Origin of the sequence: Exiguobacterium sp. s35, assembly GCF_018617535.1 — a bacterium.
In the GTDB taxonomy this organism is placed as follows: domain Bacteria; phylum Bacillota; class Bacilli; order Exiguobacteriales; family Exiguobacteriaceae; genus Exiguobacterium; species Exiguobacterium aestuarii.
In genome coordinates, this window is the sequence record NZ_JACSKI010000004.1 from 34,955 (window position 1) to 60,842 (window position 25,888).

A 25,888-nucleotide genomic window follows, 5' to 3' on the forward strand; every position below is an offset into this window, starting at 1 on the left:
TTATTTTTGAAAGGTGAATGCCAAATGGATGAAATTGATCGTCATATTCTTGAAGTAATGCAACAACAGGCCCGGATCTCGATGACCGAATTAGGACGACAGATTGGATTGTCCACGCCTGCTACGACCGAACGGGTGAAGCGACTTGAAGAACGCGGAGTCATTACAGGATACCGGGCAATCGTCAATCCCGAAAAGATGGATAAACATATGACTGCCTTTATTCTTTATGACACCCATCGGTGCGAGGCGTTCCGTGAATTTTGTCGTCAACAGCCATCCGTCATCGAATGTCATCGCTTAGCCGGACAATATAGCTATCTCGTCAAAGTAGTGACGGAGAACGTACGCACATTAGAGACATTCATCGACGAATCGATGGAGTATGGTCGTCCGTCATCTCTGATCAATCTATCTTCTCCTGTCTCATTTCGACCTATCATATAAAATGACCAGGTTATTTTTTTGTCGTAGTACTTCTGCTGAAATCTTTTAAAGTAGTTGGAGACGAACGATGAAAGGATGAAATAGGAGTGGGCATCTACTACACACATCAACGAGAAGAAGCGTGGCAGCAAGCTTTGAAGAAAGGATACCTTGAAGCGAGTGGAGAACATGCGTTGTTCAGTGAAGACGGATTGGAAGAGTTCAAGCCTGCCTATGATTGGATGGTCGAACAATACGAGAAGCGTATTGGTATTTCATTAAATGGGAACTATCCAATCTGGTGTTGGGATGAGTTCCCCGACTTAGGACGAGATGGACATATTGGCGAGGGGAACCGAGGTGTCGTCTTGACCGTTGAGATACCCGATGAAGAAGTACTGGCATCCGAGTTTTCCTATTGGCATCATGCGCTTAGTAATTTTCCGTTGTATGAAACGTTAGAAGAGTATGACCGAGAAGACGAACCGGACGAACTGTTCGTGCGTCAATCGTGGGAACGTATCTTTGACAAAGCATGGTGCGAAGCGTCCGTCGCGGACCAACCAAATGTCGGGTTGATCTATCAGTATGTCACCCATCGTATCGATCTTACGCAAGTGCGAGCGGTCATGCCATTCGTCGGTCGCGGTGACAAATGGTTTGATCGAGTGAGAGGAATCGGATGGCGCATCGGGCATAAGCTCGGACTCATTCGATCTAAACCGTTTGAATGGAAAGTGTGACAAGACGAAACGCAGCTAACTTACGTCAGCTGCGTTTTGCGTTCGAATCTAATTGCTGTTCGATATGGTCGAGACGTTCAATCAATACTTGCATCTGCTTCGAGCGTTCGCGTTCCATGAAGAGTTGCTCGTCTGCCCGTTTCTCAGACCGTACAACGACATTACGAATCCACAACATACCGATAATCAGTACGGCGATTGGCAAAATCGTGAAGATGAGTCCGAATAATGAAACCATGATGACGTTCATATAGACATGCCTCCTTTTCTACGTCTTCATTATACTTCCAAATACATCCAGATTGAAAGACTGTCACTGGCATTGTATCCTATATTCTCGTTACACTGAATACAGAGATTTGAAAGGAGTCGATAGAATGGCAATCTATTATACATATCAACATGCAGCTGCATGGGAGGCCGCTAAGAAGAATGGCTTTTTATTCGGCGATCCGAACTACGGCATGCTTAAAGATGAGGATGATGCCAATCATCGACCTGCCTATGATTGGTTGGCTGATCAATATGAGCAGCGCAAGAAACGGTTACTGAATGGGAATGATCCCGTCTGGCTTAGTGACACCAATCCAAATGTCGCACGTGGTGGTTTTTTAGAAGTTGGGGAACAGGGTGTCGTCTTGACCGTCGAGCTACCTGATGAGGCCGTTTTAGAACTTGAGGCAGGTTATTGGGTGTTCGCCTTAAATCGATGGTTCCTCTCGTTTGAAGACCGTGAGGCAAAGAGCGAGGAAGAGCTGCGTACATCGTGGGAGAAGATGTTCGACCGGGAATGGTGCGAAGCGATCGTTGAGGCCTATCCTGAAACGAATACGAAGTATTATTACATCGTCGACCAGATTCATCTTCACCAAGTGCTTGATGTCCAAACGTTCATCGAACAAGGTGTGTCATGATCAAGCCGACTCGACTAGGAACGGACGAGGCTGGTTACGTCATCAATCAAACGTCCATCCGTCATGTACAGCCTGAGTTTGAAATCGTCCTTTTTAAAGCAATCGAATTGGTGAAAGAAGCATTCGATGAACAGTTACACAGCATATATCTTTATGGAAGCATTGGGCGCGGGATGGCCGTTGCCGGGCAATCGGATTTAGACTTAACCGTACTCGTTCACGAAGATGTCAATGCGACAGAATTAGTAGAACAGACGGAGCGATTGCTGGCGGAACATCCAGAAGTCATCAAAATCGACTACGATATCGGGCGCCTCGATGTGGCACTCGATCCGGCGAACCGTTTTGAATGGGGCTTTTGGCTCCGACATTTGTGTACGTGCGTTTACGGGGAAGACGTCTCGACTCGATTCCCGCGCATGAAGCCGGATATTCGCGTGAGTGAGGCGTTGAATCAGGACTTGGTTTCCTCAATCGAAACAGCTAAGTCCAAATTGCTTTGTGGACAGATTTCTCATCTGGAGAAGCGCTCCATCGTGAAGCGCGTCATTCGAGGTTGGGTTTTGACCATCAACGTGAAGGACGAGAGTTTTGCGACGACTGTAGACGAATGCTTGAAAATTTTGAGACTTTACTACCCAGGCGATCAGAGGATAGAAAAAGGAGAGAAGCTATTGATGCAGAACGAGATTTCCAATCAACAGCTTCTAGACTATTTGAATGAGATAGATTGGACTTAACGATGCCGTTCCTCAATTGGGATATATCCGTTTGGTCGTCTTCGCTTCACGTCCGTCTCAAAGTAGAGCTGGGGTATGCATAGAGCGCTCATTAAATAAAGGACGATAACAATCTCAACTGCGATTGGCCATTGAATGAAGTCGAATAAAAAAAGAAACCATATAGAGTGTGAAAAGAGACACACCGCCCAAGTCATCCCGCCCTCTGTTCGAATAAATCGGTACAGGATGCGCATCAATACGAGATAAGGGAAGAATAGATAATAGAACATATTTTTCAATTGATGTCGTCCTTTCTTGTACATGTAACACCATCTAACTCAGTATAATCGAGGAGAGACGGACGACAAAGGAGATTTTACAATGAAATCAATCGCCATCATCGGAGCTGGTGTCAGTGGACTTTATGCTGCGACCCAACTTCATCAAAAAGGATATGACGTCACAATCTTTGAGGCACGTGACCGAGTTGGTGGACGTATCTTCACGAAGGACGGCTATGACCTCGGTCCGACGTGGTTTTGGCCGGATACGGAGAAGACAATCTCTGAACTCGTGGATACACTCGGACTCAAGTCATTCGTTCAACATACGACAGGACAAATGGTACTCGAACGTCAAACGACGACTGCACCGGAACGACATGTACTACCGGAGGAAAGCATCGTCTTATCCAAACGTTTAGTCGGTGGGATGACAAGTCTAGTGGAAGCTCTGCATGTGCAGTTGCCCGATGACAGCGTTCGGTTTGCACACCGGCTGACCTCGATCGAGCGACAGGCAGACCGAGTCCAACTGACATTTCAAAATGGTACGGTGCATCACACAGACGACGTGATTCTTGCGATTCCACCACGTCTCGTTGCAGATATAGCAATTGCACCTACGCTGTCCGCTTCAACACGCAATGCGCTCAAGACGACCTCGACCTGGATGGCGTCTCAGGCGAAGGCGCTCATCGTATACAAGACACCGTTTTGGCGAGAAGAAGGTCTGTCTGGATTTGGGATGAGTTGGGTCGGCCCGCTCCAAGAGATTCATGACGCTTCGCCAATGGACGGACAAGGTGCGTTGTTCGGATTCTTCCGCCTGTCACCGGATGAACGAACGGCGTTAGGGGAAGGACAAGTGAAGACGCGTGTCATCGAACAGCTGGAGAAGTTATACGGTCCGAAAGCAAATGACTTCGTGCGATTTCATTACATGGATTGGTCGACAGAATCAGAGACGGCGACATCTGATGACCTCATGCCGCTCACGGCATTCCCGGCTTACGGTCCGATCGAACTCGGAGACCGACTCCATTTGATTGGTTCGGAGACAGATGCCCAGTTCGGCGGACATATCGAAGGGGCGTTGCGGTCGGCAAATCGAATCGTACAAGTGTTGGCATAAAGAAAAGACAAATCGTCCGACTAGAGACGATTTGTCTTTTTCATTTAAACTTCTGAATCATCAACGCGAGCGAGCGGTTGATCATCTTCATCTCGTCATCCTCGAGGACCGAAAACATCTCTTCGGCGAGGCGCTCTTCAATCGCATCGATTTGTTTCGAGTACGCCAGACCGTTCGAACCGAGTCGGATGAAGCTTTCCCGAAGGTTCTCGGGATTTTTTTCCCGAACGACGAAATCACGTTGTTCGAGCACTTTGAGCACCTGGCTGACGGCACTTTTGGAGATGGACATCTTCGTCGCGATCTCTGTCGTCGTCCACGTCTCTTGGCGCTTGAAGAGAAGAAGCATCTGTTCTTGTTGATAACTCAACTCGAATTCGTTCAGTTCCGTAAAATATTTCGTGAACAGCAAGTCGAGTTCATCGATTTGACGATACATCGTGAGGACTTGTTGTTTTCGTGTTTCGTTCAACGTGTCATTCATCCTTTCTTTACGGTGTCTGTCGGAACGTTTCGCTCCGGAGATACAAGAGGACACCACACACTAGTCCGATTATACCAAATGCCAATAAGAGCGTTTGAATCGGTACAGATAAGGCGACGAGCACCGATAAAATGGCGAACGCAATCGGTTCAAGCCCCGAGGCGGCGAGCGACATGATGCTCATGACGCGTCCAATTTTGTCAGGGTCGCTTTGTTCCTGCATGATGGTGACGGTCGGCAAATACACGAGCATGATCATAAATCCGCTCATGGAAGCTGCGACGGCAAGCAGGGGAATCGATTGGACTTGCGTGTAGAGGAAGAATGCACCGAGTGTCAGGAATAGGGCGCGGAAGACGAAGCGTCCACGATGAACCGACCTTAACAATAGAATCAGGAAGCTTGCGACGAACGTTCCTACAGCGAGACCGCCTTCGATGATACTCAAATCAAATGCTGTTCCTCCGACCGAGCCAACGAGAATCGGGATACTCATGATGAGTGGTCCCATGACGAACAAGTTGACGATGGCGATGGCAAACGTTCCACTTCGTAAAACAGGTGTCTTGGATACGTAACGAATCCCTTCTTTCAAATCAACGAGTACATCTTTTGGTGAGAGTGGAGCGACCTCGGGAATGTTGTCTTGAATCAGCCGTGGCATAATCAAGATTGCGGAGAGAAAGATCAATGCAGCGGCCGTCCCAAAACTGAGCCCGAAGCTTCCCCACGTCAGTAGGATTCCTGCAAGGAACGGACCGATGACGAACATCAGCTCGAGTGACCCTTGGAAGAGGGAGTTTGCCCGTTGCAACTGTTGACCTGATACGATTGAAGGCATGAGTGATGACAGTGCTGGGTAAGACATGCCGTCTAAAAGACCAAACAATACGGAGATGATCAAGAGTGCTGCCACCGAATATGCGTCTGCAAAATGGAGCGAGACGACAATTAACATCAACACTCCTTGCCCGATATTCGTTAAACATAACAAGCGACTCTTTTGGAACCGATCGGCGAACACACCACCGAACACCATCATGACAACGCGAGGTAACGAAACTGCGGTCAAAATGATTCCGAGTAGCGTCGGTTGTTTCAACACATCAATGGTTAACCACGAGACGCTCAAGAAGAAAATTGAAAACCCGAGCGTGAGCGTCATCCCGGATAACCAGGTAAACACAAATCGGGAATTGCTTAATAAACTCATGTTGATAACCTCTTACTTTCATTCTTTAAGATATAGTTAAGTTAACTAAACTATAAGCCGAGACAGTCATATCGTCAAGAAACATGACTTTGGTACGAAAATGTAAAATAACGGAACTTTTCTCATGCTCATCCCGTATAGTGAAACAAGAGGTGAACGAGATGAATAAGCAAGAACGACTACATACAATCAAACAATCAAATCGAAAGCGACTCCTGCAACGCTTACTTTTAGCGCTTCCGGCAGGTCTTGCAGTTTACTTCCTCATGCGAACTGACGGGAACATCTGGATCGGGTTCGCCATCATCGGCGGGGTGTTACTTGCGACGCGTTACTTTTTTTCGAATGAAGCAGAGGCAATCAGTCAATTGTCGGAGCAAGAACAGGTGAAACGTGTCGTGACACTGCAGTATCATCTGGACTTCCTCTTTATCGCATTGCTCGGACTCGTCAATCCGCTAGCCATCCGAATCATAGACTGGTCTTGGATTCCTGTGGTCCTCATCGGTGGGGCATTGCTTTATATTTTATGGGCGCAAGAGAAGCTCGATCAACAAATCCGCTGGCTCGACCCGGAACAACCGACACGTCGCGAGATTCGACGATTCTGAAAGGATGAATGAGATGAATAAACAAGAACGAATCAATACGATTTATCGTTATCAGCAGCGTTGGCTTTTTTGGAGAATGGGGCTGGCAGGTCTGACCGGGATGTTTGTCTTTCTGGCACTCCAGTCAGACGGTGCGTCAAGATATATCATTCCATTAGGGATCACATTAGCGGGTATGTTGTTCGCAATCGGACGAGAGCGTCGCTTCGTCAGAAAGTTGACGAATGTGGAACAAGCCAAACGGATCATCGATTGGCAGTATGTATCAGAAATGGGGCTACTCGTCTTGTTGGCGATTCTCTTCCCATTCATCGTTCTGATCAATTGGCCGGAATGGTCGCTATTCGTCGTCTTCTTAGGCGGAGTCATCTTATTGCAAGTCGCACAGAAAAAGCTCGACCGACAGATTCCTGAGTATGACGAAGAACAGCCAATGCGTCACGAAATCAAACTCGACTTCGTGAAAGATTGAGGTGACACCGTGGATAAAGCGGAACGACTTCAACGAATTGAACAGTTTGAGAAGCGATTCACCCGTCTCAACATCATCGTGAGTGTAGTCATGCTAGGCGTATTCATCTATTTTCTGTCGACATGGAGCCTATATAGCATTCTCCTACCAGGTGCCGCACTTCTTTACACGACATGGCTTGAATGGAACAAGATGAGATTGCAACAATCCTTCAATCCCTCAACACGCTATCATCGTCTATTGCGAATCGATTTTGCTGTCATGTTGATCAGTTTAATATGGTTCATGATTTTGATTGCTATGCATTTCATTGGAATCAATATCTTACCGTGGATAAGTTGGGCGCTCCTCATCGGCGGACCGTGTCTCATATTGATTCCACGTTGGATTGACCGAAAGCAGTCCGGGCTTGACGAGCACCACGTCACATCGGGCGAATGGACTCGGACAAACCGGGAACGTTTGAAACATGCGTTAGATGATTTTTCAAGGAAAGGTCGTAAAGAGTCATGACGAAACAAGAACGAATTCAATATATCGGGGCATATCGGAAAATGCATCAAAATACCAGCATCTGGCTTACAGCGGTCCTCGTTGTCTGCAACAGTTTCGTGCTCGGTTTTGACACATGGTGGATATGGGGAATCGGATCGACGTTAGCAGCGACTGGACTCATGTATCTCACACGTCAAGAAAGTAAACAGTTGCAAACCATTACGTCCGGAAAAGCCAAGTCACTCACGAGACGCTTGTATCGCCTCTACTCTTACTGGATTGGAGCAATCACAGGAATGGTCCTTCTCAGTCGCCTTGAGGTTTCATCAATCGGTCTAGGCTTCATCGTCCTGGGCATCATTGGTCTAGGTATCGTCATGTTAGCATGGATCCACTATCAGACCGTCCGGAAATTACGACATGCCGACCCGGATCAACCGACACGGGATGAGGTGACGAAGCACTATCGATCTTACGAAAGGAGTACATATGCTGACGAAAGAAAAGCGAATTGAACGGTTACTCGAGCAGGATGACAGTCATTGGCGTTGGGGATGGGGCGTCGCCATCGCGACTGTCGTGATGACATTCCTCATCGCTGCGCAGTCCAAACTATACGCCCCCCTCATCGTATTTATTAGTTTTTTCCCGTATCTCTGTTTCGAGTGGCGGAAGACAAAACTGCTCCTCACCTTTAACGAGAATGCGCGTTATCAACGTGTGGTATATACAGATTTCGGGATCCAGTGGCTCTGCTTCGTCTCGACCATCTGCCTATTGGCCGCCTATTATGCCGATTTGTTATCTCCTATTTTAGCGATTGCCGGGTTATTCGGAATCGGTGCCCTATCGATTCTTGGACCATATGTCATCAATCGCTACTTGCACACCCTTGATTCCCATCATGTACGAGGGAAAGAATTGCGTGAAGCGCGTGATCAACGCCTCCATGAGTCTAAAACGAACACCTGAAAAGGGTTCGTTTTTTATTTGAGGACATCGGTCCTTTTCTTCTTCGGTACGGAGGCGTAAGCTGACAATGTACGTAGAACTAGTAGAAGAATCGAGGAAGACATTCATGTTGGCTATTTTGATTGGATTGACGATTGGGATTTTGTTGCCGATGCAGACGAGTGTGAACTCTCGTTTGCGTCAGGTGGTCGGCTCCCCATTCGTCGCATCATTTTTATCGTTTACCGTCGGGACAATCTTTTTGTCCTTGTTGCTCCTTTTGACCGGGCAGTCATTCGGGTTTGACAGCTCGGTCATTCAGCAAGGTCCCACTTGGATGTGGGTTGGCGGATTGTTAGGTGTCTTGTTCTTAACAGGAAATATCTTGCTGTTCCCGAGGCTTGGAAGTGTCCAGACGGTCATCATGCCAATCTTTGGACAGATTTTAATGGGACTGTTGATTGACCATTTTGGTTGGTTCAACTCCGTTGAGCATCCGATCACGGTATTGCGCTTATTCGGGGTCGTGCTCGTCTTACTAGGCGTCATCGGAACGGTCGCGTTATCCGACTGGCTCAACCGCCGAAGAGGCAAGTTGATCGTCTCGATGGAAACAGACACCGGGAACTTGAACCTTTGGCGACTGTTCGGGATTTTCACGGGAATGATGAGTGCCACGCAAACGGCCATTAACGGCTATTTGGGAACGGTGCTCGAATCGGCACTGAAGGGGGCACTCGTCTCCTTCGTTGTCGGGACGATGGCGCTATTGCTCATCTTGCTCGTCTCACGTCAACCTGTTCCGTTTACACAGCTGAAAGGTCAACCATGGTGGATTTGGCTTGGTGGGATCATTGGGGCGCTCTTCATCGGAGGAAACGTCCTCATCGTTCCGATTGTCGGGACGGGGATCGCTGTCATTATCGTCATTGTCGGACTGTTATGTGGAAGTTTACTGATTGACCGTTTCGGTTGGTTCGGAGCGAAGAAGAACCTGGTCACTGGTGTGCAAATCATAAGTCTCATTGTCATGGTGATTGGGATTGTATTCATTCGTCTATCTTAAGGAGGGAGAACGATGCGAGGAGTGTTGTTTGCAATCAGTGGAGGCTTCTTTCTGACGCTACAAAGTGTGGCAAATGCGCGAATCAGTTCACAGATTGGGACGTGGCAAGCGGCGACGTTGACGCAGTTCACGGGATTCGTCGTCGCCCTTCTCGTCATGTTAGTACTGCGAGATCGCACGTATGCACAGATGCGTCATGTGAACCCGCTTTATTTATCGGGTGGTGCGTTTGCGGCGCTCATCTTGTTCAGTAATATGGCGGCCGTTCATGAGCTCGGGGTCACACTTACGATTTCCCTGTTTCTCATCGCACAGTTGGCACTCGCGCTCGTCATCGACTGGCGCGGCTGGTTCGGGATGGTAAGTCGGAACTTAAACGCGGCGCAGTTGTTCGGGGTGTTCATGATGATTGCGGGCGTCATCTTATTAAAATGGTAAGGGGAGACGGAAATGGTTGATGCATACGTGAAACGATTTGAATTAGACGTTTTGCCCGTTGCTGCGCAACAAAAATTGCAACTCGTCCATTACGAAGCGGGCGACGTCATCTGTACACAGGGCGATGAAGCGGAGCACCTCCGTTTCTTAGTGAAAGGAAAGATTCGCGTCTCCCATACTTCCGCTACCGGCAAGCGACTCGTCCTTTCCTTCAAATATCCGCTCGATTTGATTGGAGATATCGAGTATATTCAGCGGACTCCTTACTTGAATACGGTTGAGGCGGTCACGGAAGTCGAGATGCTCGTCATCCGGTTCGAAGACTTGATCCAGCATGCGCACCAAGAAGTCGCCTGGTTACATTATTTATTGGAAGAAATCACGCGAAAGTTCGAACGAAAATCGCAGTCGCTCAGCTTTAACTTGTTCTATCCCGTTGAGGTCCGCCTAGCGAGTTATCTGTTATCGATGACGCCAGATGACCAAACGCTCGGCTCGACCGTGGATCAATTGACGGATATCGCCGATTTGATCGGGACAAGTTATCGTCATGTGAATCGAACGCTTCGACGTTTTGTTGAAGTGGGATTGATTGAGCGCAATCGACGGATGATTACGATTATTGACCGAGAAGGGTTGGTAGAGATTGTCGGGGAGAGCATTTATGAATAGGAGGGAAGAACCGTGGCGATTGGAATGATGCTTGCCATCTTCGGCGGAATGCTCGTCTGTGTGCAAAATACGTTTAACGCCAACGTCAAAAAGCGTGTCGGTGCATGGGCGACGACGACACTCGTTCTCTGTCTTGGATTTTTAGCGTCACTGCTCATTGGGTTGTTCCAAGAAGGGAGTGCCTTGTTCCGAGTAGATGAGATGGAGACATGGTACTGGTTTAGCGGAATCCTTGGCGTCGGGGTCGTCATGAGTGTGACGCAAGGTGTCGAACGGCTCGGACCGAGTTACGCCATCTCGATTGTCATGGTGTCACAAATCCTGTTTGCTCTCCTCTGGGATACGTTAGGATGGTTCGGATTGACGGCCGTCCCGTTCACATGGAAGACGGTCATTGGGATTGTGTTAATCATCGGTGGGGTACTTGTGTTTCAGTTAAGTGGGAAGACACGAGTCACATCAGCCAAAGTCTCAAAAGCGGGTTAACGAAAAGCATCTGATATCCATCAGGTGCTTTTTCCTTTTTAATGGAAAATCCTCGAAACTTTGCTTTTAGATTGGTAAGATAAAATTACCGAGCGAATTGGATGATTTTTACTGCTGGAGGTGTATGAGATGTTGCGTGACGAACGAATGGAGTACTTATACGATCAATCGTGGACGAATAAAGGCCCACTTCTGGTGATGATCATCGGTGCGGTGACGGCGCTTTGGTTATGGTTCAATGATTCAAGAATGAGCCTGTCCCTGTTCATTTTCTGCGCGGTGATGTTCATGCCGCTTCTGTTTGCGACGTGGCATAAAGTTCAATTGTTTTTACAGTTCAATGACTCGCCCACGTATCGGCGCTTTATCTATCTAAAAGGTGTGATTCAATTTGTCCTCTTAATCGGTGTCATGTCGATGTTGGCGTTCTACTCACTGAAGTACATCACGCTAGACACGATGAGTCTTGGAGGGGCCATGCTTATCGCAAGTTGTCTTCTTTTAGATTCATGGGTCGACTGGAAGATTCTAAAGGTCGATGACGAACATGTCGTCGAGAGCTTATTAGGACTGATGAATCGGGAGAAATAAAGAAGGAGGAAGGTAAATGGATAAACAAGAACGTATCCCGCGAATGGTCGAACAGGACCTCGACGCACGAGGGATCAGTGCGATATTTGGAATCATCGGTCTCTTTCTGTTTCTGGTTGTTTCGGTCATAAAAGGTGTCACGGTGACGACGGTTGCCTTCTCTTTCCTCGTGACCCAACTGCCGATGCTCTATCAAGCGTGGCGACGGATGAAGTTGTTACGCACATTCAACGAAGACGAGGAATACCAACACCTCGTTCGTCAAGAATTTCTCATCATCGTCACCATGTTTGTATCACTTGGTGTATTCACCTTTCTCACGTGGTTCGTGTTGGATTCGATGCAGGAACTACTCGTTGTCGCATTAATTGGCGTCATCCCGCTCCTCATCTGGTACATACCGATGGACCGTAAACTGCGTGAAGCGGACCCGGAACATGTGACGAATCGGGAATTACGACGCGCACATCGTGAATAATAAAACTCAGCCCTGACAGAGCGTCAGAGGCTGAGTTTTTTCATGAGAACATCGCAACGAGAAAGCCGCAGACGACCATCCCGATTGTATAGAATGTGAACCGGTGTCGTTCCCAAAACGAGTCATTCATCGTGTCACCGCCACATCATCAAGTGGTGTATCGACCATCCGAACGAATGCTTCGTCCGGGTCGGTCGTTCCAGATTCTTTGAGCCAGTCTTGGAAGTCACCTTCATATAAAATACGTCCACCGTGTAGGAAGATGACGTGGGCATCAAGTTGAACCAAGTCATGCAACTGATGTGTTGAGATGAGACACGTCTTGCCCTCGTCGACGAGGCGTTGCAGGCGGCGCATGATTTGAATGCGTGATGCCGGATCGACCCCGCTCGTCGGTTCGTCAAATAAATAGAGGGAACGCTTGATGGAAGACAATAGTGTCACGAAGAGCCATTTTTTCTCCCCGACCGACATCTTCCCGAGTTTCATCGTCCATAGATGTTCGAACAGTTCTTGTTCTCGGGACGTCGAAAGGTTATTTACATAAGACTCGAGTTTCTTGAAGTCGGGGCGCTGCGACAGTCGTCCAATGAAATAGGCGAAGTCTTTCCCTGTCAATTCATGATGGTTGTACATGAGTTGCGTCAAATAGAGCATGTCCGTCGTCGGGACGAGGTCGAGTGACGCTTTGTCAACAGGAAGGGTACCCGTCATACAGTCAAACAGTGTCGTCTTCCCGGCACCATTTTGTCCGATCAATACGTTCAGCTTGTTTGGTTGCAGTGTGAACGAGACGCTGTCGAGCACAGGACGCGTCGCTTTCGGATAGCGATAAGTGAGTTGGTTTACGTGCATAAGAACCTCCTAGCGTGTGATAAGTGAGACGAGACTGAAGCGTTTCAACGCAATCGCTCCGATGATGAAATAACCGAGCACGGAAAGGGATGTCGCCCATACTCCGAACGAGAGGTCGACTTGAGTCGTCAGGTGCAGCAATCCGAGCGCGAATTCATGGAGCGCATAGAATGGATTGAGGAAGCTGAACCATTGATCAGGTGACTTGATTGCCAATAAAAAGAGCGGAAACATCAGTATGTTCACGAATGTCCCGAGACTCGATACTTTCACTGGAAGTGCCGTAATGGCGACACTTGCGATCGCGAACGGGATACTACCGATCAATACGAGTAGAGACGTTGCAATCAACTTGAACGAGAAGAACCCGTGTACGAGCGTGACGATCGTTGTGAATAAGAGTAGGCTGATGGAGGCGAATAAGAGCTGCGCCAAGATGACGGCGATGACATACGTCAGTTTGTTCCCAGAAATCATCACGTACGTTTTCATCAGCCCGTATTCACGCATACGGGCGAGTTCTATGCCGACACCGTTCACATATGTAGCAAGAATAATATACACCCAGAAATAAGAGAGCCCTGGGTAGTATTCGGCTGTCGTCGCTTGGCGAATATCTGAAAACGACTGCGTCAAGGCGATCATGAGCGGAATTCCGAATGTCCAGATGAATGGAACTTTATCAGTGACGACAACTTTGGCATACATAAAGAAATAACTTGTGATTTGATGCATCCTGTTCCTCCGTTTGTATGTTTGAATGTTTGTATCGTAGCACAATATACGGAAGGTTATTGGAAAAAGTTTCAAAAAATAATCCCTCACAGCGAGAGTGAGGGATGGAAGAACATCATTTTACTTTATCGCGCTTTGCAATCTTGTCGCTCACTTGCTGACCGCTCAACGTCACCATCGGCATACCGCCGCCCGGGTTGACGGTCCCGCCGACAAAGTAGAGGTTATGATAGAGTTCGCTCTGCTTCTTATGTTTGAAGCCGCCATTCCGATTCTTGTCGGCGACCGTTCCATAAATGGCACCTCGGTCCGATCCATATGTCCGCTCGATATCGTGAGGTGTCCATACGTCACGCGTCACCGTATGTTCACGCAAGCCCTCGAGTCCCATCCGTTCTAACTTATCGAGTACACGCTCTTCAAAGGCGGCGTACTCTTCTGCGGTGAACGGATTGTCTTGGATATACGGGATGTGTGGCAAGATTTTAATGTTCTCATGTCCTGGTGGTGCTTGAGTCGGGTCGGTCTTGTTGACGTTGACGAGATAAATCGTCGGGTCGTCCGGCAATTCATGTTTCTCAAAAATTTTGTCCATTTGTTCATGCAAGTTTTCGGAGAAGAAGAAGTTATGATGTGCGAGTTGTGGATAAGCTTTCTTTACCCCGAGATGGAGGACGAAGCCTGAGCTTGCTGGTTCGTATTTATCGACGAGTTTGTCGACGTACTGTTCGTCCGCGTCGACCATCTTCTGATAGAACGGGATCACTTCCATGTTCGAGACGAAATAATCGGCTGATCGGAGACGTCCATCCTCAAGCTCGATCGCTGAAATCTTTCCATTTACCGTATGGGCACGAACGACGCCTTCTCCGGTATGTAACTTCACACCAATCTCTTCGGCAAGCTTCGTCAATCCTTCCGCGAGCTTGTGAGTCCCGCCTTCGACGTACCAACATCCTTGTGCATACTGCATGTAAATCATCATGTTTAAGACGGCTGGTGCATTATATGGAGACGACCCGACATATTTGACGTAATACGAAAGCATATCGCGTAAATGAGGGTTACTGATGCGTTTTTTGATGGCGCTATACATGGTCGACGTCAAATCGAACCCGAAGAGAGTTGGGAAAATACCTGTCTTCATGACCGCTTCTAAAGGGGACTCAAAGCCTTCGGCCAAGTATCCCTTTTCCGTCGTCTTATAAATGCGTGCTGCGTAATTCAGCAGCTCACGATATTCCTGCATGTCTTTTCGAGAGAGGGAAGGATTTGCGCGTTGCATGTGTTCGAGGTCATGGTACAAATCGAGTACGGTCTCGTCCGGGAAGAACGAGCGCCATTCGAGCTCTAATCGTTTGATGGACACATAGTCTTCCATGCGTTTGTCGCTTCCGCGGAACAGCTTATCGAAGATATGAGGCATCGTTAAAATCGAGGGCCCGAGGTCGAAACCGAACCCATCCTGTTCGAGCCGATTCACTTTCCCGCCGATGTGGTCGTTCTTTTCATAGAGCGAGACGTCGTAACCTTTTTGAGTGAGCGAGATGGCTGCAGACAATCCGCCGAGCCCTCCACCGATGACGATGACTGACTTATCCACTGATGGCATATATTCGCCGCCTTTCCGAAGTGTTATTTTCAAAAAACAGAATGATTGCTACCTCTTCTATTCCCGTTTCCAAATGAATTGAACATGCTTTTACGAATTTGCCACATCCACACAAAGATGTCATCCCTGAACGGAGAAAAGTTTTGTATAGTAAGGGAACAGAGTCTGAACGAAAGTAGGAATGTAGGATGATCGTAAAAACAATTACACTTCAATTTGCGAACGGCGATGAGATCATAATCCCGTTTGACGACATTGAGTCATGTCGGATGCATGATATAAAAGACGGGATGCGTTTAGCGACGGATGGTCAGGTGATTAAAGAAAAAGTGATGCATGGACTCGACCTCGTATTGAAAGATTCAGCGAATCAAGTCGAATGGAGCGGACACGAGGAACCGTTTGACCGTCTGCGTCGAATCGCGGACTTACAGCACCTCACTTTTGAGTTTGAAGGGATGCGAGGGAAGTCGTACCGCATCGCGTGGCATGATTTGGAGGCGTCACAAAACGTTTATCAGGAGACAACTGAAGAGAATGGAAGCTTGCACGTACAGGTTCGCGTCTCATAAAATAAGCCTCTCGCAAAAATATGCGGGAGGCTTTAGTCGTTTGATTTCACACCGCCAGCGACGAGCGGTCCTTCAAACGTGATCGTATAGATGATGCGAGCGATGTCTTCTGCTGTCTCTTCTGATGACGGATTATTCAACCATTCGTAGATGACCCCCATGTGCGCCGAAGAGAGATAGGCGACGAGATACGGGGGCGGCACCATCATCTTGTCCGGGTCAAACAACGTTGCAGGCGAACGCTGAAACAAGGCAGCCTGCATGAATGCACGGAGCTTCGTCTGAAATGTCGGGTCTCCGTTCGGTCCAAGCAGTGGCTTCATGATGATTTGGTTGTCTTCGATGAAGCGGATGAACGGGATGAGGTAATGGTAAGAGTTGTCGGTCCGCTCGTCTCCAAAGATATGGGGTAGATGATGAATCAACTTTTGTTCGGCCTCTCGAAAGATTTCGTTGACGCATTTCTCCATCAACTCGAACTTATCCACATAGTGACTATAGAACGTACCTCGATTGATTCCAGCTCGTTCGGTCAATTGCTTGACGGTGACGGCTTCGAATCCTTGCTCTTCGATGAGACTGAAGAAAGCGTCTTTAATCAATTTTTTCGTACGGATGACGCGTAAATCGGTTTGTTCCATATTATTTCTCCTTTTTCTCAACACAATCCATCCATCTGTCGGAAAACCGACACGATGACCAATATTGACGATTGTTGCTGTTCTGAACGAGGTCTATACTGAACATATAAACCAACACGGTGTCGATTATCTTGAGTATACACGATGAGGCGCCGAAAAGGAGTGATAGGCATGAACATTCAATTGCAACATGTCGAGAAGTCGTTCGGTGACCAGCTCGCCATCGACAACATCGACTTTACCATCCCGTCTGGAGAGATTTGTTGCTTGCTCGGGCCATCCGGATCGGGAAAGACGACGCTCATTCGACTCATGATTGGCGCACTTGCACCGGACAAAGGAAGTGTCCATATCGGGGAAACAAAGATGCCGAATATGGCCATGCTCCAACAAATCGGATTTATGCCGCAAAACGATGGGTTGTACGAAGACCTGTCGGCCGAGGCGAACCTTGCCTTCTTCGGTTCGATTTATAAGTTAGGGAAAAAGGCGCTTCAGGAACGGATCACCGAAGTGCTCGCGCTTGTTGATTTAACAAACGATCGGCATAAACTCGTCCGTAATTTTTCGGGAGGGATGAAGAAGCGTCTTTCCTTAGCCATTGCGATCCTTCATAAGCCGGACGTGTTGTTTCTCGATGAGCCGACGGTCGGGATTGATCCGATTTTACGCCGTCAGATTTGGGATCAGTTCCAAACGATTCGAGCGGAAGGGACGACCATCATCGTCTCGACACACGTCATGGATGAAGTGCTCGAGTGTGACCGTGCTGCACTCGTCTATAATGGACGATTGATTGCGTACGATCATGTGCAAGACTTGCTCGACCAGACCGAGAACGGTCGCGTCGAAGAACTGTTCTTAATTGCTGGGAAAGAGGAGGTGGGTGACCATGCGTAACTTAGCGAAACGTGTCATCTTCCAAACGTTGAACGACAAGCGCAGTGTCGCTTTGATTTTAATCGCACCGCTTCTCATTTTGACACTCGTCTACTTCTTACTTGGAGACTCGGATTACGTGCCGACCGTCGTTCTCGATGAAAATGCACCAGAACAGCTCGTCACTGCATTTGAGGACGAGACGCTCGAGGTGGAACAGGCATCATTTGATGATCCGAAAATGTATATCGAAGACAATGAACAGGTCGATGCCGTTTTTGAAATGGATCAGGAAGGCACGGCCATCACGTTACGTGAACCGTCGACGAAGTCTTCAAAGGCAGTTCGTGAAATTCAAGATGCGTTGACGACGCTCAACCCGGCAGCCGAGATCGATACGTCATTCGTCTACGGTGAAGAAGACCAATCTACGTTCGATTCGTTTGGCTTCGTCTTCCTATCCCTCTTTTCATTCTTCTTCGTGTTCATCCTTTCTGCGATGGCACTCGTCAAAGAACGGAGCGGGGGCACGCTTGAACGACTCTTGATGACGCCGATCAAGCGGGGACAAGTCATTTTAGGATATACGCTCGGATACGGTGTATTTGCGGTCGTTCAGTCGATTTTCATCGTACTCTATTCGATTTATGTACTCGGGCTGTCTTCGCTCGGGAATATGGCGTGGGTCATGCTGACGATGCTACTCATGGCAGGGACAGCCGTCCTCTTCGGGGCGACCATCTCCGTGTTTGCCCGATCGGAATTACAGGTCGTTCAGATGATTCCATTTACGATCATCCCGCAAGTGTTCTTCTCAGGACTCATTCCACTCGACTTGATTCCGTACGGTCTCGGAAACTTGAGTTACGTCATGCCAATCTTTTACGGGGCAACGGCAATCAAGGAAGTGATGGTATACGGAAGTGGTTTCTCAGGCATTTGGATGTATTTACTCGGGTTGATTCTTTATGCAGGTGTCTTATATCTCTTGAACATGCGTGCGCTCGGGAAATACAGAGGACACTAAGGTGAACTACTCACCACTTATTTGTTTCACAAATGGAAGTGGGAGCTTCTTGGGAAGACCGTGCTTTTACCAGCCACGGTTATGGACCAAGCTCGTCGGGCAGTCCCTGCCCTGAAGGATTGTCAGTCGGCCAACATCAATAGGTTGAGGCTCGCATTGATGTCACGGTCATGATGCGCGCCACAGGCACACGTCCATTCACGGACATCCATCGCCTTCTTCTCGCCTTTTACTCCGCAAGTGGAACAGATCTGCGTCGATGCGTACCAGGGGTCTGCCTTGATGAGCGTCCGTCCATAGAAGTTTGATTTGTATTCGAGTTGCCGGACGAACTCGTACCAACTGACATCCCCGATGGACTTCGCTACCTTGTGGTTCTTCATCATGTCCTTCGACTTCAATGTCTCCACGACGATGACTTGGTTCTCGTCAACGATCCGTCTCGACAGTTTGTGAAGGAAGTCCTTGCGTTGGTTGGCGATCTTTTCGTGTTTCTTGGCCAAAAGTAATTTGGCTTTTTCACGATTCTTGCTTCCAATCTTCTTTCGCGACAGCGCCCGTTGCGCCTTCTTGACCTTCGCTTCGGACTTACGAAGGAAACGTGGGTTTTCGATCTCCTCCGAGACCATCGCGTCGTTCGTCATGACGGCGAAGTGTTCCAGACCGAGGTCGATCCCGACCTTGTTCTCGGCTGGGACCCATGGTTCATCGTCCTGTTCGACGAGGATGGAGACAAAGAACTTGTCCGTCCTCGTCATCGAGACCGTCGCCGACCGGATGACGCCCTCGAACGGGCGATGTTGTGTGAACCGCACGAACCCGATCTTCGGCAGCCGGACCTTGCCCGCCTCGATGCGGATCGTACCGTGCTGATTGTTCGTCGTGTAGGAGGCGCGCGACCGTCGTCTCGATTTGAAGGCCGGGAATCCGCCCGTCCCGGCGAAGAACTTCGCGAACGCCGCATCAAGGTTCAGCTTCGCGTTCGCGAGCGCGAGGCTGTCCGCTTCGGCGAGGAACGGGAACAGGGGCTTGTAGGATGCGGGTGTCGCCGGTTTCCGTCTCGTCACGATCCCCGCTTTCGCCTCCTCGCGGATGGCGATGCGGTCCTCGAGCAGCTTGTTGTAGATGAACCGGGCGCAGCCGATGGTCTTGATGAGGAACTCGGCCTGTGCAGGCGTCGGGTAGAGCCGGTATGTATAGCCTTTCAGCATGTCCGTCCCTCCTCCCTTCCGAAGATCGTGATGTGTCTTCCTCATCCGATACCCGTGGAGGGGGAGGGAGAATCTGACGGAATCACGAACTTTTGTTCGTCATATCTGTCACAGGGAGAGAAGAGTTTTGGATCGGGCGATTCATCTCCCACCTACGCTGGGCTTCGCCCCGAGACGCTTAGAGGAGGGAGAATTCTCGCCTACTTTTGTTAAAAGGACAACACCCAGTCTTGAAACTGTTGAAAGACTGGAATTTGATTGGCCAGTCCGATCACGAGAAACCAAGCACCGGTATAGAAGAAAGCAGAGATGGTCGTATAGAACGCATACGTACGAAGGTTGAGCGACGTGAACCCGGCAATATAGTGGAGCGGGTGTCGCAGACCCGGAATAAAGTAAGAAATCATAATCGTGCGTGCTCCATACTTTTGATAAAGCGCCTCAGCTCTCTTGAGATAATGAGATTCTCGTTGTCGCACGGGTAAAATACGATGAAGTCCTTTACCGATTAAATAGAACCAGCTGAACGTGAGCGTGAAGAGAATCCAGGTAGAGATAAATAAAAGCCACCCTGGAACAAATGCGCCTGCAACGGTCAGATGGGTGATCATTAAGACGTCATCAGATAATGGGGTAAACATGATGCCGATGGCAAGCATGCCATAATGTATGATCAGTTCCATAATAAATTCACTCCTTACCTTGTCTAGTATTCACTCGCAAGCGTAAGGAGTTTTTAGTATTCTCTTAAGAAATCTTAAGAAGTTCGTCAGAATGTGTTATTGAGTGGTTTGTTACACTCAATAATAAGATGGATCAATTTCATTATGTAGGATGAGGAGGAAAGATATGCGATCACAACCCGTCATCTGTATCGCCGACGACGATGAGGCGATTCGGGAATTACTTGCCATCTATTTAAAAAATGAAGGATATGCACTTCGGTTTGCGAAAAATGGGCAAGAAGTGCTCGACCTCGCATCGACCGAAACGATTGATTTACTCATTCTCGATTTGATGATGCCCATCATGGGTGGAATTGAAGCTTGTATTGAAATTCGAAAGACACAGTTTATGCCGATTTTGATGCTGACAGCAAAAACGAGCGATCTAGATTTGATGCAAGGAATTTCTGTCGGAGCTGACGACTATATCAAAAAGCCGTTCAATCCACTTGAAGTGACGCTTCGTGTTAAATCGTTACTCAGACGGTATCGTGATTATGGGGCAGATCGGACCGAGGCACAGACCATGCTCACCCATGAAGAAATCACACTCGACCTCCAAACGCGACAGTGTCGAAAAGGCGAGGCTTTAATTCGGCTTACACCTAAAGAGTTCGATATTCTTGCCTATTTTATGCGACATCCGAACCAAGTTCTAACTGTCGAACAGATTTACGAGGCGGTGTGGGGTGAAGCTGCATTTGAGGTCGACAATACTGTGATGGTCCACATTACAAAAATTCGTGAGAAGTTAGAAGACACACCACGAAAACCAACGATGATCAAGACGGTGTGGGGCGTGGGGTATCGATTATGAAACAGAGGCAATGGGATCGATTGCTTGTAAAGTTAATTAGCATTATCTTAATCAACGCGTTGATTGCGACGATTGCTTTTTTAATCATGGGATATTCGATTAGTTTATATTACATCAAGAATGAGACCACACCGGACCCGCTGACATCTAATTTGATGTTTTTAGGCGTGACATTCGTTGTCATTTTGATTTTTATCATTGGGTTTTCACTGATGATGCGGAAAACACTTCGAAAGATCACGTACCTATCGAGCGAGATTGAACAGATCGCAAATGGTGATCTCGGTCGAACAATCAATGTCGAAGGGCGAGATGAAATCGCCTCACTTGGAGAGAGTGTAAATCGAATGTCGCGGCAGTTAAGCGAATTATTTGAGAAGGAGCGGGCGCACGAAGAAGAGCGGAACCAACTGTTTTCCAACCTGTCGCACGATTTGCGTACACCGCTCACGAGCATCAAAGGTTATACCCAGCTACTCCAAATGAATCGTGACCTGACACCTGAAGAGAACGATCATTTTCGTATCTTAAATGAAAAGACAGATCAGCTCGAACATCTGCTAGATCAGTTGATGGACGTGAACCGACTCTACGCCCCGAATATGCAACTAAAGAAACAGAAACTCAACTTGAGCTTATTGACGACGCAACTCATCCACGAGATGGAACCGTTATTCAATGAGCGAGGCCTTGATTTACAGGTTTCGATCAGACCAGATTTATGGATTGAAGCCGATCAAGAACAGCTCATTCGTGTATTTGAGAACCTTTTCTCGAACGCTTGGAAATACGCCAAGCAAACGAGTCCGATTCACATTGAACTCCAGACCAAGGACGATATGCTTGAGTGGTCCATCTCAAATGCGACAACGGTCGAAACGATTCATGCTATCCCTCATCTGTTTGATCGCACATATCGAGTCGATTCTTCGAGAGGGGTCACTCCAGGTGATGGATTAGGTTTATCGATTGCGCGACAAATCATTTTGTTGCATGGCGGGAAGTTGACGGCCGAACCGATAGAAAATCAGGTCATTTGTTTTCGGGCTTCGTTTCCAATCCCTCAACGTATAGAACGTGAGTAAGTAACGGTTCTTAGATTTAAACGTCGTAGCGCCCATAAAGTGCTATGACGTTTTCGTGTTGAGCAAATAACCCCACAAAAAAAGCACTCGGACAATTGCCCGAAATGCTCATTAGCGCTTGAGTAACAACATCACGCCGGTCACGAATAGTGCGATTCCGCTCGCGAGTCTAACTTGTTTGCACGTCACGTTCTTTCACCCCTACATTTCTTCATCGTTTTGCTTTAGCGACACGTTTCGGTGTTTTCGACATTTCTTGATAAATCGAAAGAATCTCATTCCCGTAATTTCCTTTTGGCTGCATGGCCCACTTTCGGTGAAGTGACGGCCAAGTTGTCGCCGAACCTCGTTTTACGAGATGGAAGCGTGGATCGACCTTCGTCATATTCAACGCATCCTTCGAGGCGTATGCCTTTAGATGCTGAATTTGAGCGGTTACCCCTTGGTGTGGGGAACGGAAAAAGTGTCCCTTCACGCCGTTTCCAGTCGTCCCAATCCCCGAGTAGTTATGCTGCTTTGGAAGGACATCGCCGCCATAACGAAAATAACCAGTCTCTTTCAGTGCTTGTGCGAACGCAACATCACCACGGACGCCTTCTTTAGCACCGATGATGATGAAAAGTTTCGCCAAATCTTCGACAGACGTTTTGGCGAGTCGGACATCACGAGGATTCTTCTTTTTTACGTAATCCGCCATTTGTTGCGGAGTCAAAGCCGATACTCCCATAATAGCACGATTCTGCTTCTTTGGGGCTGCCTCGACGATTGTTCCAGTCGAGCCGAAAGATGAAGTAATCAAAAGAAAAACTATAATTAAGCCAAACCCTTTTTTCATAATATGTACCCTCCTAAACGAATCCTATCCATTGAGAAATAATACCATATATGTATTAAAGTTTAATTTCATATTTACGCATGAAGGGAATGAGAAATTAAAAAGCCGTTCTGAATCTATCGTTCAGAACGGCTTTTCCTATTATTAATTCGCTTGTTTCAATTCTTCAACAGTTTCTGCATTGTCTTCAAAATTACGAACATCGACTCGCTTCACGAAAAAGGCTAAAACAAGCGCCAAGAGGTTCATCCCGAGTGCGACGTAGAACGAGTATTGAATCCCAGACAAGAGGGCTTGCTGAGTGATGGCACCCATCGAGCTCTCTGTGAGTGTCGCAGGATCGACGCCTGTCATCAATGATTCAGCCTCTGTGCGCGTCACCGAGTTCATAATCGTGACGAGAACTGCCGTGCCGATCGCACCGGATACTTGTTGGGCCGTGTTGTTGATGGCCGTCCCGTGCGGATTGAGGCGAGTCGGTAACTGGTTAAGTCCATTAGTCATAATTGGCATCATAACCATTGACATCCCAAACATACGCAACGTGTACGTCAAGACGATGTACGTATACGTAGAATCGAGTTGGACGTTTGCGAGCATGTACGTCGATACGGCGGTGATCGTCAATCCGGTAATCGCCAGTAACTTCGGTCCGAATTTATCGAATAGTTTACCCGTGATCGGCGACATGATTCCCATGATGATTGCACCAGGGAGAAGCATGAGCCCTGAATCGAGTGGGGAGATGCCACGAACGCTTTGGACGTAAGCCGGTGTCAAAATCATTCCAGAGAACATCGCGACCGCGTTGACCATCGCAATGACTGACGCGAGTGCGAACATCGGGTGCTTATAGGCACGCAAGTCGAGAAGTGGTTTCTCCATATGAAGTTGGCGGTAGATGAAGGCGATCAACGAGATGCCACCGACGATCATCGTCGCCAAGACGATTGGGTTATCCCAGCCGTCCGAGCTTGCCGAGCTGACACCGTACAAAATCCCACCAAATCCGAGTGTCGATAAGACGAGCGACAAGTAGTCGAGAGACTGATCCTTGTTTTGGACCATGACGTTTTCCGCTTTCCAAACAGCGAGCGCGAGACCGATGATGGCGAGCGGTAAAATCATTTCGAATAGGACGCGCCAGTCATAGTACTCGACGATATAACCGGAAAGTGTCGGTCCGATTGCAGGTGCCGAAATCATAACAAGCCCGAAGATTCCCATCGCCATCCCACGTTTTTCACGCGGGAAGCTGACGAGCATGACGTTCATGAGGAGTGGCCCCATTGTCGAGGCTCCGACGGCTTGAATCATTCGACCAGTCAAAAGCCAGCCGAAGCTTGGTGAGAAGGCAGCGATAGCCGTACCGAGCGCGAAGATGCTCATCGAGGTGATGAACAAGCTCCGGTTTGAAAAACGAGTGATCAAATAGGCGGATGCCGGGACGAGCACACCCGTCACGAGCATAAAGCCGGTCGCGAGCCATTGAACGGTCGAGTAGTCAGCGATTTCTAAGTCGACCATGATTGATGGGAGTGCGACGTTCAGTAATGAGTTGTTTAAAAATGCGATGAACGCACCCGCAAAGAGGACCGCCAGCATGACGTACGGCGGTTTCTTTTGGAATTCTGGTTTCATATGGATGGCTCCTTTATTTTCTAAATAGTTATGTGTTGGTAAGTGTCGATGAAATGATTTTATACCCGTTGTATAAATAAAGCAACCATTTTGTACTATTAGTCTAAAATGGTTTTCAGTGCTATAGTAGATGTACAAACCAGACAGAACGGAGCCACGGAAATATGAAAGAGAAAAAGAGAAAAGTCGCAGATATTGCCATGTCTCTCTTCATCGAAAATGGGGTGCAACACACATCGGTGCAAGAGATCATTGATCGTGCCAACATATCCAAAGGGACGTTTTATAACTACTTCTCATCGAAGACGGATTGTGTGGCCAGTATCCTCGAAAACTTGCGGTATGATGCCGGACAGCGCCGGATCGAGATGCAGATGGGACGTGACAAACGAGATCGTGACGTCTTTATCGAACAGATTTCGATTTTGATTCAATTGAATGAAGAACGGAACTTGCACGCGTTGTTTGAATCGATCATGTCGTCGAATGAGAATGAATTGAAGAAACTCGTGCTACAACACCGCATTTATGAAATCGAATGGATTGCGATGCGTTTGACGGAAATCATCGGAGAGTCTGTGAGACCATATTCAATGGAATTGACGGTGCTCTTTAACGGGATGTTGCAACACATCTTGTTCACGAACCGGATTACGAATGCCGCCTACTCTCCTCAAAAAGTCGTGCGGAGTTTATATACGTATGTCGAGTTGATTGCCGCCCGGATGATGGAGACAGGAGAGCACGTCTTGAACCCGGTCACGGTCGATCAAATGCGTGGAACGACAGATAAGCATCTCATTACAATTGAAGAATTAATCGAGATGGCTGCACGTATCGAAGAGCATGTCGAGATGACGGAAGAACAACGAGATTTGTTCGATGCAATCTCACATGAGTTGAAACAAGATCGTCTTCGAAAAATTGTTCTAGAGCAGTTGTTGAAGCCGTTCCAACGACTATTCAAAGGTGTGACAGGCGAGACAGAAGTACAAAAGTTCACGAATCTTGTGTGGCTGTATACACGGACACATTAAAAAACATCCAACATTTTGGATGTTTTTTATTTTTGGAAAGA

33 protein-coding genes and 1 pseudogene are annotated in these 25,888 nt (G+C 47.9%); 22 read left to right on the forward strand and 12 right to left on the reverse strand.

The features are described 5' to 3' along the window. The first annotated feature begins 24 nt into the window (after positions 1 to 24). Complete coding sequence (locus KNO75_RS13360) at positions 25 to 447, forward strand: Lrp/AsnC family transcriptional regulator (RefSeq protein ID WP_214822309.1); 423 nt, start codon at positions 25 to 27, stop codon at positions 445 to 447. A gap of 86 nt (positions 448 to 533) precedes the next feature. After that, positions 534 to 1,169: a DUF3841 domain-containing protein gene (locus tag KNO75_RS13365; RefSeq protein ID WP_214822310.1), complete on the forward strand. Its 636-nt coding sequence runs from the start codon at positions 534 to 536 to the stop codon at positions 1,167 to 1,169. A gap of 25 nt (positions 1,170 to 1,194) precedes the next feature. On the opposite strand, the gene KNO75_RS13370 is transcribed toward KNO75_RS13365, so the two are convergent. Beyond that, a complete protein-coding gene (locus tag KNO75_RS13370; protein ID WP_214822311.1) occupies positions 1,195 to 1,419 on the reverse strand; it encodes a hypothetical protein in 225 nt (74 codons plus the stop codon). 127 nt (positions 1,420 to 1,546) lie between these two features. Here KNO75_RS13370 and KNO75_RS13375 point away from each other — a divergent pair, with 127 nt between their 5' ends. Together KNO75_RS13375 and KNO75_RS13380 are read left to right on the forward strand one after the other, a co-directional pair. Further along, complete coding sequence (locus KNO75_RS13375) at positions 1,547 to 2,083, forward strand: DUF3841 domain-containing protein (RefSeq protein ID WP_214822312.1); 537 nt, start codon at positions 1,547 to 1,549, stop codon at positions 2,081 to 2,083. Next, positions 2,080 to 2,823, forward strand: a complete 744-nt coding sequence (locus KNO75_RS13380) for a nucleotidyltransferase domain-containing protein (protein WP_214822315.1) — start codon at positions 2,080 to 2,082, stop codon at positions 2,821 to 2,823. The genes KNO75_RS13375 and KNO75_RS13380 overlap by 4 nt, the downstream gene beginning before the upstream one ends. Here the strand turns inward: KNO75_RS13380 and KNO75_RS13385 are convergent. After that, positions 2,820 to 3,128 carry a hypothetical protein gene (locus tag KNO75_RS13385; protein ID WP_214822317.1) on the reverse strand — a complete coding sequence of 103 codons (309 nt, stop codon included), beginning with the start codon at positions 3,126 to 3,128 and terminating at the stop codon, positions 2,820 to 2,822. The two genes, KNO75_RS13380 and KNO75_RS13385, sit on opposite strands and share 4 nt — an antisense overlap. A 43-nt stretch (positions 3,129 to 3,171) precedes the next feature. On the opposite strand from KNO75_RS13385, the pseudogene KNO75_RS13390 reads away from it, so the two are divergent. Continuing rightward, positions 3,172 to 4,218 (forward strand): annotated as a pseudogene (locus KNO75_RS13390) (flavin monoamine oxidase family protein); the annotation flags it as partial. A 40-nt stretch (positions 4,219 to 4,258) separates the two neighbouring features. Here KNO75_RS13390 and KNO75_RS13395 read toward each other — a convergent pair. Together KNO75_RS13395 and KNO75_RS13400 are read right to left on the reverse strand one after the other, a co-directional pair. Further along, positions 4,259 to 4,690 (reverse strand): MarR family winged helix-turn-helix transcriptional regulator, encoded by a 432-nt coding sequence (locus tag KNO75_RS13395; RefSeq protein WP_214822328.1) that lies wholly within the window; start codon positions 4,688 to 4,690, stop codon positions 4,259 to 4,261. Positions 4,691 to 4,709: 19 nt separating this feature from the next. After that, positions 4,710 to 5,915, reverse strand: a complete 1,206-nt coding sequence (locus KNO75_RS13400; protein WP_214822329.1) for an MFS transporter — start codon at positions 5,913 to 5,915, stop codon at positions 4,710 to 4,712. Between the two features lie 161 nt (positions 5,916 to 6,076). Here KNO75_RS13400 and KNO75_RS13405 point away from each other — a divergent pair, with 161 nt between their 5' ends. From KNO75_RS13405 to KNO75_RS13455, 11 genes are all read left to right on the forward strand, one after another. Then, the gene (locus KNO75_RS13405) at positions 6,077 to 6,526 is read left to right on the forward strand and encodes a hypothetical protein (protein WP_214814735.1); all 450 of its coding nucleotides are present in this window, start codon (positions 6,077 to 6,079) and stop codon (positions 6,524 to 6,526) included. 13 nt (positions 6,527 to 6,539) lie between these two features. Then, positions 6,540 to 6,998 (forward strand): hypothetical protein, encoded by a 459-nt coding sequence (locus KNO75_RS13410; protein WP_214814733.1) that lies wholly within the window; start codon positions 6,540 to 6,542, stop codon positions 6,996 to 6,998. A gap of 9 nt (positions 6,999 to 7,007) precedes the next feature. After that, positions 7,008 to 7,511 carry a hypothetical protein gene (locus KNO75_RS13415; RefSeq protein WP_214822331.1) on the forward strand — a complete coding sequence of 168 codons (504 nt, stop codon included), beginning with the start codon at positions 7,008 to 7,010 and terminating at the stop codon, positions 7,509 to 7,511. Then, on the forward strand, positions 7,508 to 8,008 hold the full coding sequence (locus tag KNO75_RS13420) for a hypothetical protein (RefSeq protein ID WP_214822333.1): 501 nt from the start codon (positions 7,508 to 7,510) through the stop codon (positions 8,006 to 8,008). Before KNO75_RS13415 ends, KNO75_RS13420 begins: the two co-directional genes overlap by 4 nt. Further along, positions 7,983 to 8,465 carry a hypothetical protein gene (locus KNO75_RS13425; protein WP_214822335.1) on the forward strand — a complete coding sequence of 161 codons (483 nt, stop codon included), beginning with the start codon at positions 7,983 to 7,985 and terminating at the stop codon, positions 8,463 to 8,465. The genes KNO75_RS13420 and KNO75_RS13425 overlap by 26 nt, the downstream gene beginning before the upstream one ends. Positions 8,466 to 8,532: 67 nt before the next feature. Then, complete coding sequence (locus KNO75_RS13430) at positions 8,533 to 9,510, forward strand: DMT family transporter (protein ID WP_214822337.1); 978 nt, start codon at positions 8,533 to 8,535, stop codon at positions 9,508 to 9,510. Positions 9,511 to 9,522: 12 nt separating this feature from the next. Further along, on the forward strand, positions 9,523 to 9,948 hold the full coding sequence (locus KNO75_RS13435; protein WP_214822339.1) for a DMT family transporter: 426 nt from the start codon (positions 9,523 to 9,525) through the stop codon (positions 9,946 to 9,948). Between the two features lie 12 nt (positions 9,949 to 9,960). Continuing rightward, entirely contained in the window at positions 9,961 to 10,620 is a 660-nt protein-coding gene (locus KNO75_RS13440) for a Crp/Fnr family transcriptional regulator (protein ID WP_214822341.1), read from the forward strand. 12 nt (positions 10,621 to 10,632) lie between these two features. Beyond that, the gene (locus tag KNO75_RS13445; protein WP_214822343.1) at positions 10,633 to 11,106 is read left to right on the forward strand and encodes a DMT family transporter; all 474 of its coding nucleotides are present in this window, start codon (positions 10,633 to 10,635) and stop codon (positions 11,104 to 11,106) included. Between the two features lie 129 nt (positions 11,107 to 11,235). After that, positions 11,236 to 11,697 carry a hypothetical protein gene (locus tag KNO75_RS13450; RefSeq protein ID WP_214822345.1) on the forward strand — a complete coding sequence of 154 codons (462 nt, stop codon included), beginning with the start codon at positions 11,236 to 11,238 and terminating at the stop codon, positions 11,695 to 11,697. A 16-nt stretch (positions 11,698 to 11,713) separates the two neighbouring features. Then, positions 11,714 to 12,175, forward strand: a complete 462-nt coding sequence (locus tag KNO75_RS13455; protein ID WP_214814717.1) for a hypothetical protein — start codon at positions 11,714 to 11,716, stop codon at positions 12,173 to 12,175. 126 nt (positions 12,176 to 12,301) lie between these two features. Here KNO75_RS13455 and KNO75_RS13460 read toward each other — a convergent pair whose 3' ends face one another. The 3 genes from KNO75_RS13460 to KNO75_RS13470 form a co-directional block, all read right to left on the reverse strand. After that, on the reverse strand, positions 12,302 to 13,030 hold the full coding sequence (locus KNO75_RS13460) for an AAA family ATPase (protein ID WP_214822348.1): 729 nt from the start codon (positions 13,028 to 13,030) through the stop codon (positions 12,302 to 12,304). 9 nt (positions 13,031 to 13,039) lie between these two features. Continuing rightward, complete coding sequence (locus KNO75_RS13465; protein WP_214818492.1) at positions 13,040 to 13,765, reverse strand: hypothetical protein; 726 nt, start codon at positions 13,763 to 13,765, stop codon at positions 13,040 to 13,042. A 115-nt stretch (positions 13,766 to 13,880) separates the two neighbouring features. Then, on the reverse strand, positions 13,881 to 15,377 hold the full coding sequence (locus tag KNO75_RS13470; RefSeq protein WP_214822350.1) for a phytoene desaturase family protein: 1,497 nt from the start codon (positions 15,375 to 15,377) through the stop codon (positions 13,881 to 13,883). 188 nt (positions 15,378 to 15,565) lie between these two features. On the opposite strand from KNO75_RS13470, the gene KNO75_RS13475 reads away from it, so the two are divergent. Beyond that, positions 15,566 to 15,949 (forward strand): hypothetical protein, encoded by a 384-nt coding sequence (locus tag KNO75_RS13475; RefSeq protein WP_214814709.1) that lies wholly within the window; start codon positions 15,566 to 15,568, stop codon positions 15,947 to 15,949. Positions 15,950 to 15,981: 32 nt separating this feature from the next. Here KNO75_RS13475 and KNO75_RS13480 read toward each other — a convergent pair whose 3' ends face one another. After that, on the reverse strand, positions 15,982 to 16,590 hold the full coding sequence (locus KNO75_RS13480) for a TetR/AcrR family transcriptional regulator (protein WP_214822352.1): 609 nt from the start codon (positions 16,588 to 16,590) through the stop codon (positions 15,982 to 15,984). Positions 16,591 to 16,761: 171 nt separating this feature from the next. Between KNO75_RS13480 and KNO75_RS13485 the strand changes: the two genes are divergently transcribed. Both KNO75_RS13485 and KNO75_RS13490 read left to right on the forward strand, forming a co-directional pair. Continuing rightward, positions 16,762 to 17,490 carry an ABC transporter ATP-binding protein gene (locus tag KNO75_RS13485; protein ID WP_214818482.1) on the forward strand — a complete coding sequence of 243 codons (729 nt, stop codon included), beginning with the start codon at positions 16,762 to 16,764 and terminating at the stop codon, positions 17,488 to 17,490. Beyond that, on the forward strand, positions 17,483 to 18,496 hold the full coding sequence (locus KNO75_RS13490; protein ID WP_214818480.1) for an ABC transporter permease: 1,014 nt from the start codon (positions 17,483 to 17,485) through the stop codon (positions 18,494 to 18,496). The genes KNO75_RS13485 and KNO75_RS13490 overlap by 8 nt, the downstream gene beginning before the upstream one ends. A gap of 122 nt (positions 18,497 to 18,618) precedes the next feature. On the opposite strand, the gene tnpB is transcribed toward KNO75_RS13490, so the two are convergent. Further along, positions 18,619 to 19,707, reverse strand: a complete 1,089-nt coding sequence (tnpB, locus tag KNO75_RS13495) for an IS200/IS605 family element RNA-guided endonuclease TnpB (protein ID WP_214822355.1) — start codon at positions 19,705 to 19,707, stop codon at positions 18,619 to 18,621. Positions 19,708 to 19,916: 209 nt separating this feature from the next. Then, positions 19,917 to 20,390 (reverse strand): DedA family protein, encoded by a 474-nt coding sequence (locus tag KNO75_RS13500; protein WP_214822357.1) that lies wholly within the window; start codon positions 20,388 to 20,390, stop codon positions 19,917 to 19,919. Between the two features lie 166 nt (positions 20,391 to 20,556). Here KNO75_RS13500 and KNO75_RS13505 point away from each other — a divergent pair, with 166 nt between their 5' ends. Both KNO75_RS13505 and KNO75_RS13510 read left to right on the forward strand, forming a co-directional pair. Beyond that, positions 20,557 to 21,249 carry a response regulator transcription factor gene (locus tag KNO75_RS13505; RefSeq protein ID WP_214822359.1) on the forward strand — a complete coding sequence of 231 codons (693 nt, stop codon included), beginning with the start codon at positions 20,557 to 20,559 and terminating at the stop codon, positions 21,247 to 21,249. Then, positions 21,246 to 22,334, forward strand: coding sequence for a HAMP domain-containing sensor histidine kinase (locus KNO75_RS13510; protein WP_214822361.1), 1,089 nt, complete (start codon positions 21,246 to 21,248; stop codon positions 22,332 to 22,334). The genes KNO75_RS13505 and KNO75_RS13510 overlap by 4 nt, the downstream gene beginning before the upstream one ends. Before the next feature lie 211 nt (positions 22,335 to 22,545). On the opposite strand, the gene KNO75_RS13515 is transcribed toward KNO75_RS13510, so the two are convergent. Both KNO75_RS13515 and KNO75_RS13520 read right to left on the reverse strand, forming a co-directional pair. Continuing rightward, on the reverse strand, positions 22,546 to 23,169 hold the full coding sequence (locus tag KNO75_RS13515; protein WP_214822363.1) for a glucosaminidase domain-containing protein: 624 nt from the start codon (positions 23,167 to 23,169) through the stop codon (positions 22,546 to 22,548). 144 nt (positions 23,170 to 23,313) lie between these two features. Beyond that, on the reverse strand, positions 23,314 to 24,810 hold the full coding sequence (locus KNO75_RS13520) for an MDR family MFS transporter (RefSeq protein ID WP_214822365.1): 1,497 nt from the start codon (positions 24,808 to 24,810) through the stop codon (positions 23,314 to 23,316). A gap of 164 nt (positions 24,811 to 24,974) precedes the next feature. Here KNO75_RS13520 and KNO75_RS13525 point away from each other — a divergent pair, with 164 nt between their 5' ends. Then, on the forward strand, positions 24,975 to 25,847 hold the full coding sequence (locus KNO75_RS13525) for a TetR/AcrR family transcriptional regulator (RefSeq protein WP_214696929.1): 873 nt from the start codon (positions 24,975 to 24,977) through the stop codon (positions 25,845 to 25,847). Positions 25,848 to 25,888 lie beyond the last annotated feature (41 nt).